This window comes from Streptomyces sp. NBC_00503, assembly GCF_036346895.1.
Classification (GTDB): Bacteria; Actinomycetota; Actinomycetes; order Streptomycetales; family Streptomycetaceae; genus Streptomyces.
On sequence record NZ_CP107855.1, the window covers coordinates 794416 to 806524 of the forward strand.

12 protein-coding genes and 3 pseudogenes are annotated in these 12109 nt (G+C 67.6%); 5 read left to right on the top strand and 10 right to left on the bottom strand.

Annotated features, from left to right (window positions below; all coding sequences use genetic code 11):
* Window positions 1–565: 565 nt before the first annotated feature.
* Entirely contained in the window at window positions 566–1597 is a 1032-nt protein-coding gene (locus OG490_RS03695) for a chitinase (protein WP_330294833.1), read from the top strand.
* 133 nt (window positions 1598–1730) lie between these two features.
* Here the strand turns inward: OG490_RS03695 and OG490_RS39105 are convergent, their stop codons facing one another.
* The 4 genes from OG490_RS39105 to OG490_RS03715 all read right to left on the bottom strand — a co-directional run bounded on the left by OG490_RS39105 (window position 1731) and on the right by OG490_RS03715 (window position 5192).
* Window positions 1731–2042 carry a DUF6296 family protein gene (locus OG490_RS39105; protein ID WP_443065744.1) on the bottom strand — a complete coding sequence of 104 codons (312 nt, stop codon included), beginning with the start codon at window positions 2040–2042 and terminating at the stop codon, window positions 1731–1733.
* A gap of 425 nt (window positions 2043–2467) precedes the next feature.
* On the bottom strand, window positions 2468–3106 hold the full coding sequence (locus tag OG490_RS03705; protein ID WP_330294834.1) for a hypothetical protein: 639 nt from the start codon (window positions 3104–3106) through the stop codon (window positions 2468–2470).
* Between the two features lie 864 nt (window positions 3107–3970).
* Window positions 3971–4759, bottom strand: coding sequence for a VOC family protein (locus tag OG490_RS03710; RefSeq protein WP_330294835.1), 789 nt, complete (start codon window positions 4757–4759; stop codon window positions 3971–3973).
* 127 nt (window positions 4760–4886) lie between these two features.
* The gene (locus OG490_RS03715; RefSeq protein ID WP_330294836.1) at window positions 4887–5192 is read right to left on the bottom strand and encodes a hypothetical protein; all 306 of its coding nucleotides are present in this window, start codon (window positions 5190–5192) and stop codon (window positions 4887–4889) included.
* A gap of 394 nt (window positions 5193–5586) precedes the next feature.
* Between OG490_RS03715 and OG490_RS39110 the strand changes: the two are divergent.
* From OG490_RS39110 to OG490_RS03725, 3 genes and pseudogenes are all read left to right on the top strand, one after another.
* Window positions 5587–5937 (top strand): annotated as a pseudogene (locus OG490_RS39110) (3-oxoacyl-ACP synthase); the annotation flags it as partial.
* A 122-nt stretch (window positions 5938–6059) separates the two neighbouring features.
* Entirely contained in the window at window positions 6060–6341 is a 282-nt protein-coding gene (locus tag OG490_RS03720; RefSeq protein ID WP_330294837.1) for a 3-oxoacyl-[acyl-carrier-protein] synthase III C-terminal domain-containing protein, read from the top strand.
* A gap of 412 nt (window positions 6342–6753) precedes the next feature.
* Window positions 6754–7395: a hypothetical protein gene (locus tag OG490_RS03725; RefSeq protein WP_330294838.1), complete on the top strand. Its 642-nt coding sequence runs from the start codon at window positions 6754–6756 to the stop codon at window positions 7393–7395.
* A 15-nt stretch (window positions 7396–7410) separates the two neighbouring features.
* On the opposite strand, the pseudogene OG490_RS03730 reads toward OG490_RS03725, so the two are convergent.
* The 6 genes and pseudogenes from OG490_RS03730 to OG490_RS03755 all read right to left on the bottom strand — a co-directional run bounded on the left by OG490_RS03730 (window position 7411) and on the right by OG490_RS03755 (window position 11581).
* A pseudogene (locus OG490_RS03730) lies at window positions 7411–8342 on the bottom strand (IS5 family transposase).
* 193 nt (window positions 8343–8535) lie between these two features.
* Window positions 8536–8753: pseudogene (locus tag OG490_RS03735) on the bottom strand (iron-containing redox enzyme family protein); the annotation flags it as partial.
* Window positions 8754–8855: 102 nt separating this feature from the next.
* Window positions 8856–9200: a methyltransferase domain-containing protein gene (locus OG490_RS03740; protein ID WP_330294839.1), complete on the bottom strand. Its 345-nt coding sequence runs from the start codon at window positions 9198–9200 to the stop codon at window positions 8856–8858.
* Window positions 9201–9536: 336 nt separating this feature from the next.
* Window positions 9537–10310 carry a YhjD/YihY/BrkB family envelope integrity protein gene (locus OG490_RS03745; protein WP_330300759.1) on the bottom strand — a complete coding sequence of 258 codons (774 nt, stop codon included), beginning with the start codon at window positions 10308–10310 and terminating at the stop codon, window positions 9537–9539.
* A gap of 58 nt (window positions 10311–10368) precedes the next feature.
* Window positions 10369–11286: a DUF1206 domain-containing protein gene (locus OG490_RS03750; protein ID WP_330294840.1), complete on the bottom strand. Its 918-nt coding sequence runs from the start codon at window positions 11284–11286 to the stop codon at window positions 10369–10371.
* Window positions 11287–11350: 64 nt separating this feature from the next.
* Complete coding sequence (locus tag OG490_RS03755; RefSeq protein ID WP_330294841.1) at window positions 11351–11581, bottom strand: hypothetical protein; 231 nt, start codon at window positions 11579–11581, stop codon at window positions 11351–11353.
* 128 nt (window positions 11582–11709) lie between these two features.
* Here OG490_RS03755 and OG490_RS03760 point away from each other — a divergent pair, with 128 nt between their 5' ends.
* Complete coding sequence (locus OG490_RS03760; protein WP_330294842.1) at window positions 11710–11865, top strand: DUF6131 family protein; 156 nt, start codon at window positions 11710–11712, stop codon at window positions 11863–11865.
* Window positions 11866–12109 lie beyond the last annotated feature (244 nt).

Here is a 12109-nt window from a genome sequence, read left to right on the forward strand (position 1 = left end):
TCCTGGGCGCCGGGAGCCCGACCACCGCCTCCGAAGGGCAGGAGCGATGACGGGGCGAGGGATGTACCCCAGCCCATGAAGGCCATGCCGAGGACGACGGTGTAGCCGACGCAGACGACACCGACGGCGAGACCGATCCGGCGCAGCCATCTCGCCCTGCGCCCGGAGTTGTCGACGAATACAGGCCCCTCCGCCTGTTCGTTGCGGGACTTGCGTCGACCGTGGGATGCGGAACGTCTTTCAGAGCGAGACTCAGAATGCATTACTGCAGATTAAGGCTGCTTCTTGAGACAAAACCAAGAGACTCCTATGAGGTGCCTATGAGAAACGGCTCAACCTGTGAATTCCCTGAGTGAATCCATACTCGTCTGCCCAGGCCAAGAGGGTAGAAAGGGGTAGATTGCCCGAATATCCACCTTCGGAAATCCAACTTTCGCCAGGCTTCATGAATCACCTGCACACCTTCTGCCGCGATGAGGGCCAGCCGCGCATGAGACATTTGCACTCCGAAAACACGGCTAGTTTTCGACCTGAGGCAGAAATTACGAGAGCAGGAGCGTGTGCAATGCGGAATTTTCTGGGGCCGTTCGCCGGGCTCGTCTGCCTGGTGGCTTTGACTTGTACCGGATGTTCCTCGGGCAGGACCGCGTCAACTGACGCAGCCGCTGCGTCGAGCCCGTCCCCGCCGGATGCGTCGCCCTCGACGGCCGCCGCACCCGGCACGTCCTACGCCCCCTACGTCAGCGCTACCACGGCCTCCGCCAACGACACCGCCGGCTCCCCGTCCGCGTACAACCTGTCCTTCGTCATCTCGGACCGCAGCAGCTGCGCACCGAAATGGGACGGGAGCCATGCCATCGACGACCCCGCAGTGAAGTCCCGTATCTCGGCACTGACATCGTCCGGCAGCAGCGTGCGCGTATCGTTCGGCGGCGCCTCCGGCACGGAGCTCGCATCGGTCTGCGCCGACGTGTCCGCGCTTGCCGGTGCCTACGCAGCAGCGCTCGACGCCGCCGGGTCGACACAGGCCGACTTCGACATCGAGGGCGACGACCTCACCGACTCCGACGCGGTCGCGATGCGCTCCGAGGCCATCGCACTGCTCCAGCAGGAGCGCACCGACTTGGCGGTCTCCTTCACCCTGCCCGTCATGCCCTCCGGGCTCGACGACGACAGCCTGGCGCTACTGCGGTCCGCCAACGACAACGGCGTGAAAGTGGCCACCGTCAACATCATGACGATGAACTACGGCTCCACGTACACCGGCGATATGGGCGACTATGCAATTGCCTCCGCCCAGGCCGCCCACAACCAACTGCAGGAGGTCTTCGGCCTCTCCTCCGACGGCGCCTGGCACGGCCTCGCCCTCACCTCGATGATCGGCGACAACGACATCACCGGCGAGACGTTCACCCTTGCCGACGCGGCCCGGGTCCGCTCCTTCGCCGAAGACAAGGGCATCGCCTGGGTGTCGATGTGGTCAACCTTCCGCGACCAGCAGTGCGAAGACGGTGACACCTCGTCGGACGACGCGGCAACGAACTGCAGTGGGGTACCGCAGAGCGCCGGGGCCTTCTCGGAGGTATTCTCCGGCTGAGGCCCTGCAGTGGGCCTGGCCGGCCGGACGGTCAATGCCGATGTTGCGACGACCAATTGAATCCGCCGTCTACATAACGGGGTGAAGCCCGCACCTACCGAAACGGCAGGAGCGTCCATTTCCACGGCGAGGACTACCTCCATCGGCTTCTGGCTCTCTTTGGGCCCATCCAGCACCGTCTTCGCCCTCGCAGTCCTGCTCTCCCCGGGCACCAAGGCACTCGCCGGAATCCAGAACTGGCCGTGTCCGCTCTCAACGGGTCGGCAAGGGTCCCGGCCAGAACGCGCACTTCCGACCGGTCGCTGATCTCCGCCTGAACAATGCCAGTGGCGTCCTCGTAGATGGGGTGGCCTCCTGGTCCCGTCCGGCCGGTGACGGTCACCTCGACGGTGTCCTGGCCGCCTTCAAGGCCGCCGGGGAACACCAGCTCGTACCTTCGCGGCATCCGGTCTCCCATGTTGGCTCTGCGTACGCGCTCCTGGTCGATCGGCGGCCGAGAGGCCGCGGACTGCTCCTAGTCAACGAGTGCGCCACGCTGGTGCGCATCCACACCGGTCCCCCGGGAACTACGGTCCAGGCCTATCTCGACCTGCGGCCCACAGCCCTGCCCTGCCGTGACTCCCGGCGACCACCGAACACATATCGGCGGGTTCAGGCACGGGGATCCCGGTCCCGGGCGGCCGCTCCCTGTCGATCCACTACTGGATCCGCCCCTGCGGACCCACTGATTCCAGAGGCTGATGGTGCCCGGTACGGCCATACCTTGGGAGCACCAACTGCCTTCGCCGCCCTTTGCACCGCATCGCAGGGCGCGCACGTGAAAATCCGGCGGCCAGGTGACTCGAAGCGTCGGCCGCCGGACTCTGAAGTTCAGTTGTTATTGTTGTTATTATTCGCCCCGCCACCGCCATTGTTGTTGTTATTGTTGTTGTTCGCTCCTCCGCCGCCACCGTTGTTATTGTTGTTGTTGTTCGCTCCTCCGCCACCGCCATTGTTGTTGTTATTGTTGTTCGCCCCGCCACCGCCGTTGTTGTTATTGTTGTTGTTGTTCGCCCCGCCACCGCCGTTGTTGTTATTGTTGTTGTTGTTCGCCCCTCCGCCACCGCCATTGTTGTTGTTGTTATTGTTGTTCGCCCCGCCACCGCCGTTGTTGTTATTGTTGTTATTGTTGTTCCTGCACTTGTTGTTGTTGTTATTGTTATTGTTGTTGTTCTTGCACTTGTTGTTGTTGTTATTGTTGTTGTTGTTCCCACCCTTGCCGCCGTTGTTGTTATTGTTGTTGTTGTTGTTCGCCCCTCCGCCGCCACCGTTGTTGTTGTTATTGTTGTTCGCCCCTCCGCCACCGCCATTGTTGTTGTTATTGTTGTTCGCCCCGCCACCGCCGTTGTTGTTATTGTTGTTGTTCGCTCCTCCGCCGCCACCGTTGTTATTGTTATTGTTGTTCGCTCCACCGCCACCGTTATTATTGTTGTTGTTGTTGTTCGGGCCGTCGTCATTCGGCACCGCCACGTGAGCCACTGTGGGCGTCGTAGCAGCAAAGGCGACAGTGGGCACCGCGGCGCCCCCCACGGCCAGAGCGGCCGATGCCGCCAGCATCACCGCACGCTTTGCGCACTTGTTGAGCATGACGATTCCTTTCCGTATGAACCCTGTCGGTTAGCAGCCCGACTTCGGCTTCGCAAGCCCCGCCCGCGGCGCTCGGACACCGGATTCAATGCCGAAGTCATCTCGCAGGCGGGTTCGACGGCATGCCAAACGGCATGCCCCGCTCGGGGGCCGCTGGACATACGAACCAGAGAGGCCCGGGTTCTGGAACTCTTCCGCCAGGATGCACCGCACTAGCGGGCGACACATCGGGCAAACACCCCAAATTTCACCCCAGCACACCCCAGATTCCCCGCCGTAACGCCCCACATCCCCCTGTGGGCTCCCGTAACACCCCCCGTAGCCAACCCGTCCCGCTCGGTCTGGATCTTTTGCGCGGCTCCGGCCACGGTGACGGACCTGCTAGAGCGAGCGGCCGCGCTCCAGGCCCTCGTCGGTCACCTGCAAGCGGCCGAGAGTGGCCCTGGACGCACAGTTGGCCGATTCCCACATTCGCCCCCTCGGCCCCCTGATGGACCTGGCCCGCGGGCCTGGGCCCGGGCCCCGTACGCACTGCCCTGACCGGTGGCCTTGGCTGGCGCCTGCCGTACCGATGAGGTCTTCGACTGCCTACTCGGAGCTGGCCGGCGACTGGGCCGGCGCCGCGGCACTGTGGGACAGGCTCGGCTGCCCGTACGCTGCCGCTCACGGACCTGGCCGATGGCATTCCGCTCTCCTCGGTACGACGGCCGGGGTAGCGATCTCTTCCCGGAGACGTCGATGCCGACCTCAGCGCGGTGCGTCTTGGGGCGCGAGGATGGTGAACAGCGCGCCGTCGGGGTCGCTCAGAGCGATCCAGCGGCTGACTGGCGAGGTTTGGACGGGTGAGACGACCTTCCCTCCGAGTCGAGTGGCTGTCTCTATGGCCGTCTCGAGATCGGGTACATGGAAGTGGACGTGCCAGCGTGGCCGGACTTGTGGGTCGGGGTCGGATTCGAGTGCTCCGCCGCTGAGTTGTGCGACGGTGTCGTTGCCGTGGCGGATGACGACGTGGTCGTGTTCGTAGGCGACGTCGCAGCAGCCGGGGCGTTCGCCGGCCCAGTCGAGGACTTCACCGTAGAAGATGGCGGCGGTGAAGGCGTCGCGGGTGCGGAGCTCAAGCCATGCGGCGGCCCCGCCTCGGCCGACCGTCCAGTCGGGGATCACCTCCCCTTGCCAGAATCCGAAGACCGCTCCGTCCGGGTCGGCCGCCAGCGCCGCGCGTCCCGTGCCGAAGGTGAGAGGGCCGACCGCCACGGTGGCCCCGCGCTCGCGGATTCTTGCGGCGGTCACGTCCGCGTCGTCGACGGCGAAGTACGGCGTCCACGCCACCGGCAGGGCCGGGCGATGGGCCAGCGGGCCGATGCCGGCGACCGGCGTCCCCTCGCGGAAGGCCACGGCGAACCCCTCCCTGAGCGGGGTGTTGCGAAAATCCCAGCCCATCACTGCCCCGTAGAACCGCTGGGCCGAGACGGGGTCCTGGGGCAGCAGACTGACCCAGCACGGTGCGCCGAACACCTCATGACTTGACGTTGACATGCTTTCCTCGCCGCTCACCGTCGCTGGGGCCGACCCCCACTCCCCGCCGAGCGGCGGGGAAAGCCGCCAGGCGGCAGCTGTGTGCCTCCGGGCCCCGCCCAGGAGAAGACGACACCTGGCAAGTGCGCTATCCGGCGCTGCGCGTGCCGGGCGGGTCTTGTGGGTCCACACCGGTGGAGGCGGAGGCGTCCTTGGTTCCGCTGGGACGCTGGGAGCGGCCTCGCGGGCCGAGATCGTGCATTCCCTTGTCGCCCGAGCCCGAGTCCTTGCTCCGCTCCTCCCCGCGGGCACCCCGGCTCTTGGAGGGGTTGCCGTGAGGATTGCCCGCTTCCTCCTTGGAGACCGTCCTGCCAGGGCCCTTTGCCGGGGCGTACTTGTCCGGGTGGAAGGAGCGGTGGGCGCTCGGGTTCTCCTCCTGGTGGGTCCCGTCCACATCCGGAGACCAACCATGCTGCTTTCCCTTGTGCCGACTGATGCCCTCACCATCGCGGGGCTGGGACGGCTTCGGCTGCTTGGCCATGACATGACCTGCTGTCCTGTATCGGGATGCACGCACGCATACGCGCGCTCTACCCGCCGTACTGAAATTCTCCCACCCGCCCGCCGGGCGGTCATATCGGGCCGTGCGGACTGCACCGCGCTCCAGAACGCAGACGCCCCCGACCCCGCCCGGACGCCGGAATCCCCGGCCCAAGGCTGTGAGTGATCTCGGCGCACTTCCTGTACCTCAACCGCTCACACCCTTGCGGGCGGAGCATTTCGTCAGATGGGCCAACCGGGACTTGAAGAGACCACACGGCCGCCGAGGCCAAAGCCCGGGCTTTGAAGTGCTCCGGCGAGGCGGTCGCGGACGCGGTGCCGCGGGCGATGTTCACCCCGGACCGGCCCAGCCCGGCCGGTGCCCCCGAGATCGCTGCACGCCTCGTACTCGCGCAGGCCGCCGCGTTCGACGTGGGGCGGCCGCTTGCTCCGGGTTCGCCTACGCGCTGGCGACCGCGAGCGCCCTGATCACTGCCGATTCCTTCGGCCGGGTCCTGGTCGTCGGATCGGAGACCACCTCCAGCGTCCTCGAGCCCGAGGACCGGCAGACCGCCGCAATCTTCGGTGACGGCGTCGGCGCCATGGTCGTATGCGTGGGCGACCTCGATGAGCCCTGCGTGCTGGGGCCGTTCGTCCTGGGCAGCGACGGAGACCAGAGCCACATCACCGGCCGCACCCACGGGCGGGAGCCCCGGCTGCGGATGAACTGCACCGATCCTCCGCCCACGCCCTGCACCGCATCACCGAAGGCGTCACCTCATTGGTCGACGCCGCCGAGTGGACCCCGCGCGACATCGACCGGTTCGCCGTCCAGCAGGCCACCTCCCGCATCACCCGCGCCGTCGCCGCCCACCTCCACACCGACACCGACCAGTGGCTGACCAACATCGAGCACACCGGGAACACCGGAGCCGCCGCCGTCCCCCTACTCCTCGACCACGGCCGGCTCCGGCCCGGACATCGCGCCGTCCGCGCCGCCTTCGGCGCCGGACTCACCTGGGGCGCCACCATCACCTGGCCCGCCGTCCCCACAACAGGCTGACTCCGCCCGATACCCGAGTCGCACCTGATTCACCGGCCGCGTCGAGGGGCGGATCGAGGGTGGCGACCAAGTACGCTTCCTGCTGGCCCCCGTCAGCCGGTGCCAGCCCCACCCGAGGCACCTCGCCCGCGCTGCTCCGTCACAGCGATGTCCGGGACCGGGAGTCCGGGCATCCTGCTTGAAGCTCAGGCGCGCAACACGCTCGTGCGACGCATGCACCCTCTGCACTCCCCTGCACTCCCCTGCGCGCCGGTGGGGCCGGCGCCCAGGGCCGGGATCCTCCGGGCCCGGAAGTGGCCGCGCGACAGGTAGGCCGACCGAGAAGAGGACGGACGCTATGACGCGCAGTCGCGCCGATGCCCGAATCAGACATCCCCGGCACGAGCGGCGTGGGGAAGCCCGGCTGCCTGCCGTGATCGCGACCGTCGTGGCGATCGGGCTCTACGAGGTGCTGCCGCAGCAGCTTCTGGTCGGACCACGCTATGTGCTGCTCGCCCTGGAACTGCTGCTCCTCGTCCCGTTGATCGCGATCAATCCCAGACGGCTCACGCGCCAGACCAGGCTCTCCCGTGTCCTGTCCCTGACGCTCGTCCTGGTCATCGCGGCAAGCAATCTGGTCTCCCTGGGGATCCTGATCCACGCCCTGGTCTCGACCGGGGTGAAGGAGGGGGGCTCCCTCTTGACGGCCGCGTTCCAGGTGTGGCTGACCAACATCATCGTCTTCGGCCTGGCCTACTGGGAACTGGACCGGGGAGGCCCCGTCAGCCGTACCCAAATGCCGCGCGCCGATTTGCCGTTGGCGGACTTCCGGTTCTCCCAGGACGAGAACGACGACGCCGTCCAGGAGGTCGCGGACGGCTCCAGCGTCAAGTCCGACTGGGTGCCCACTTTGATGGACTACCTGTATGTGTCCGTCACCAATTCAACCGCCTTCAGCCCGACCGACACCATGCCACTGTCCACCCGAGCCAAGCTCATGATGAGCGTGCAGAGCGTCGCCGCCCTGATGACCTCGCTCCTCGTCATCGCCCGCGCCGTGAGCATCCTGCACTAGGCACTGTTTCTTGGATCATGTGCGGAGCCAGATGATGAGGGCTGCGAGGGTGACGGTGCCGAGGTAGATGTAGGCGCGTTTCTCGTAGCGGGTGGCGACGGCGCGGAAGCCCTTGAGCCGGTTGATGGCTCGTTCGACGGTGTTGCGTTTCTTGTATCGCTCGCTGTCGAAGCCGGTGGGACGGCCGCCTCGGGAACCTCGGTTCTTGCGGTGTCTTTGCTGGTCGAGGCGTTCGGGGATTGTGTGCCGGATTCCGCGTCGTCGCAGGTAGCAGCGGTTCCTTCGGGATGTGTAGGCCTTGTCGGCCAGGACATGGTCGGGGCGAGTGCGGGGCCTTCCGACGCCGATGCGGGGTACGGAAACCTGCTCCAGCACCCGCTCGAACTGGGGCCCGTCGCCGTAGTGTCCGGGTGTCAGGAGGAGGGCGAGAGGCCGGCATCGGCCGTCCGCGACGAGGTGGATCTTGGTCGTGAATCCGCCGCGGGAGCGTCCCAGGCACTCGCCGATCTGACCACTTCTTCGAGCCGGACCTCCAGTTTCCGCAACACCGGATCGACCTGGTTCGTCCCCCGAACGTCCCCCTTTTGAGGACCGGATGCCGCCGGTGTCTTCCTCGCGCCGGCAGCGTGCTGGTGGGCCCGCACTGCTGTCGAGTCCACCGACACCTCCCAGTCGATCCGGCCCGCGGCATCCTCGGCGGCCTGAATCCGAGAGAGCAGCATCGCCCACGTTCCATCCGCTGACCAGCGGCGATGGCGTTTATAGACGGTTTCCCACGGCCCGAACCGCTCCGGCAGATCCCGCCACTGCACACCGGTCCGGACCCGGTAGAGCACCCCGTTGATGACCCGGCGGTGATCACTCCACCGGCCTCCACGAGCACCACCAGGAGGCAGGAACGACTCCAGCCGGTCCCACTCAGCGTTCGTCAGATCCCCACGGCCCATACGGCAAGCCTGACCCCAACACCCCACTCACGTCAGGAGATCCGAGAAACAGTGCCTAGGGCGTGGTCCGATCAAGGTGCCGGGAGGGCCTGGTCGAGGAGGGCTCGTACCGAGTCTGCGGCGCCGTGGCGGGCCGGGCACGTCACCGTGATGGCAAGGGTGTGGTGTGCGCAGTGTCGAGCGTTCCTGGCTGGTCGAGGTAGCGGCCGTACGTGGGGTCGAGTCCGAGGTCGGTCATGAGGTCGGCGAAGAGCTGGCGTGGATGCGGTCGGGGTGGCCGGCGCCGAACTCGTCGTACTCGATGGCCACCATCGCGGCCTTGGCCCGGCCGGTCAGCCGCGGGATGACCCAGGCGTGCGGGTCATCCTCCTTGAGGTGGTACAGGGAGCGCAGCGCCGCGTACTCGCGCAGGCCCCCACGGCACGGAGGCGCGCGCCGTCACCCGTGCGGACAGACCGGCGCGTGCCAGGCGATCCACCGTGGTGTCGGCTCCGCACATCTGCGAGTGCACCATCAGCAGGACGCCACCGGCTCGCAGCAGGGCGGGGGCATTGACACAGATCCGGTCGATGATGGGGCTCCCTCGGGGCCGGCGTCCCAGGCCCGCCTCGCCCCGTGCGACGGCAGCCGGGCGCGTGGGGAAGGTACGTACGGGGGATTGGTCAGGACGACGTCGAAGCGGCGCCCTGCCGTCCGTACGGCGAAGTCCCCATGCAGTACCCGCAGAGGCAGCCGCTGCCGGAGGGCGCTGAGGCGGGCTGCTGCCACCGCGGGCCGGGAGACATCCACAGCCGTGACACGGGCTCCCCTGCCCGCTGCGTGAAGTGCCAGCGCACCCGTGCCCGTCCCGATCTCCATCACCTCGGTATCCGGCCCCAGCAAATGCGGTCCGCAGGGGGCGGATCGCGAACGCGACAGTTGCCCCACTCAAAGCGGCTGCCCCGTTCCTCGTGCTGTGGCCGGAAAGGTTTGCCGGGTCGCGGCGTCCGGTGCGGTGCATCGCAAGGCGGAGGACTGCGGCTCGTACTGGACGTACCGCCGCGGTCCGACAACGCGGCGAGGTGCCGTGCCGGGCGCCGCGACCCGGTGAACCTTTCCGGCCACAGCACTAGCGCCCCACCCCCGATGCTGCCGATCTTCGGAGGATCAGACGGTGATTCGGGCCGGCGGAGGAGGGGCGCGGGAGATCCGGAGTCACCCTCGACGTTTCAACGCCCCTGCCGCTCGGAGGAGCTCTTCGTGGAGCAGCCGACCGGCCAGCGCCCCGCCGAACACAACGACGCCGACGCCGACCAGCCAGGTCTGGAGGACGAGGACGGTTCCGAAGGGGCCGTAGGTGACGGCGCTGGATGCGATCAGTGGTGAGAACACGAACCGGGAGAAGATCCTGAGGCCGAGCAGCCCGAGCATGGTGGCCACCGCCCCGGGCAGCAGGGCGGCCCAAGGGACGCGGCCGCCGAGCAGCAGTCGCTGGGACCACCAGAAGAACAGGGTGCCGCTCAGTACCGTGACGACACCGCGGGCGGGGGACTCGCGCCACAGCGGCGTGATCGCCGACAGGAAGAGGATTCCGATGAGGACGGCGAGCCACAGTGCGTGGCGCCACCTGGCCCACCAGCGGGCCGGGGGCAGGTCCCAGATCTTCTCGTAGCCGCTCTGCACCACGGTGCCGAAGGACAGGCCGAACACGGCGAGCACGGCAAGGCCGAACGCCGTCGTAGTCCGCCACGCCTCCCCCGGCAGGGCGAACAGATGCTCGATCTCCACCCTGGCCGCGGTCGATACGCCGAGCCCGTCCCCGAGCCACTGCGCGAACCCCCGCCCGCCCGACGTGTCGGCCGCGGACACGACGATCAGCAGTGGCACCAGGGTCAGGAACCCGAGCGCCGCGAACCCCAACGAAAGCTGCCACAGGTCGATTTCGCTGATCCGCCCCCACCGGCGCCCGGCCCGCGTACGGCGGACCATGCTGCGCAAGCGCCCGAACGGGGACGGGCGGCGTGGGCCGCCGGACGAGATCCCGTTGTCAGGGCGCACTTCGGCGCGTCCCTGAACCAGGATCCCCGGTCGACCTCGGCTGCCCTGCCGGAGCCCCATGCTCAGCGGCTTTGCGCCAGCGGGCTTCGCAGAACGAGTAGAGGCCGAACACCAAAAGGCCCACCGCCGCGGCAATCAGCAGCACCGGCCCTACAGGTGTGTCGGCGAACGAACGCAACGTCTCGTCCAGGCCCTTGGCCCGGCCGGCGTCGAACCGCACCGCGGCCAGCAGGACGAACAGGCCGGCCACCGCCGCTACCACGCCGCACGCCACACCACCGACGATGCCGAGACCCGCGACGACCCGCCGCGTCGGCGGACTCATCTCGCCCGTCCGGAGATTCTCCTCGAACTTCCGCATCACGCTGCGCACCACGATCACCACGCCCACGATGACCAGAACGGCTCCGGCCACGCCGACGAGCACCCGCCCGAGGGGCCAATTCAGCACCCTCGCCGTGTACTCCTTCGACGTCTCGTTTCCGCCGCGGGTCCCGGGAGACCCGCCAACCAACGCGGTCTGCACCACGCCGATGCAGATCACCGTGTAGAAGAACGCCAGCCCCAGAGAACCCAAGCGCCGGGTCCGCTTGTCACCGCCTGTCACCGACTGCCCGAACGCGGCCTCCGACAGGCGCCACAGCGCCATCGCCGCCAGCCCCGCCACCAGCGCCCACAACAGCACCCGGCCGAACGGCTGCTCGCCGATGGTCCTCACCGCGCCGGACCGGTCGGCCTCCTTGCCACTGTGGCCTCCGAAACCGATCTGCACGGCCAGGAGCCCCACCAGTACGTAGATCACTCCCCGGGCCGAGAGTCCAACCCTCGACATGCCCTCCAGGGCACGGCTGTCAGCCACACGCTGCCCCTGGGACACGGCCTGGGCAGCACCCTTCTTGACGGACATACCTGGCACCTCCGCGTGCCGGTCGAACCAAACGGCGCCCGGAGGGCCGCGACAGATGCACTGGTCAGTGCTGATCGGTGCTTGAACGGATTGAGCCCCCTGCGGCGCTCGCCGTCCGGGCGCGGCATCGCCCGCCCGAGGACGACAGGTACGCGAGAGCCCAGCCGGTGACGTGGTAGTCGAAAACGGAGAATCCGCCGGTCAGCTGGTGGGCGGCGCCGTCGTTTGTGAGGACGCCGGCGACGCCGACGACCACTGCGGCGATCAAGAGGATGAGGCCGAGGACGAGGAGCATGGCGCGCTCCAGGGGTTCGCACGCTGTCTCTCCACGGTAGGACTCCGATGCCCGGGAAGCCACCGCCAGGGGGTAGATCTACCCTGGGAACAGGGGCCTTGCATCACTCCGCGAGATCGAGGGACATCATGATCGTCCTCGGAATCATCCTGCTGGTCATCGGCTACGTGGTCGGCTTCGCCATCCTGTCGACCATCGGCATCATCCTGGTCGTCGTCGGCATCATCCTGTGGATCCTGGGATCCGTTGGACACAAGGTCGGCGGACGACGGCACTACTGGTAGCCGGCTGGACCCAGCGCGGGAACCAAACCGTTCTCGCGCGACCGGCGCCGAGGACGCGTACACCCTCCTCGCCGACGTGCTCCATCTCGCCGTGCCGTCGGTACGACACCGCAGTCGCCCGGCACACTGACCCGCCAGCTGCGGCCCGACGCACCCTGCGGCGCACGGGCACAGAGCACCGGCCGGCGTCTCCCTCGCGCGCAGAGAATCGCGTGGGCAGTCACCGGCCGGTGCAGGTAGACGG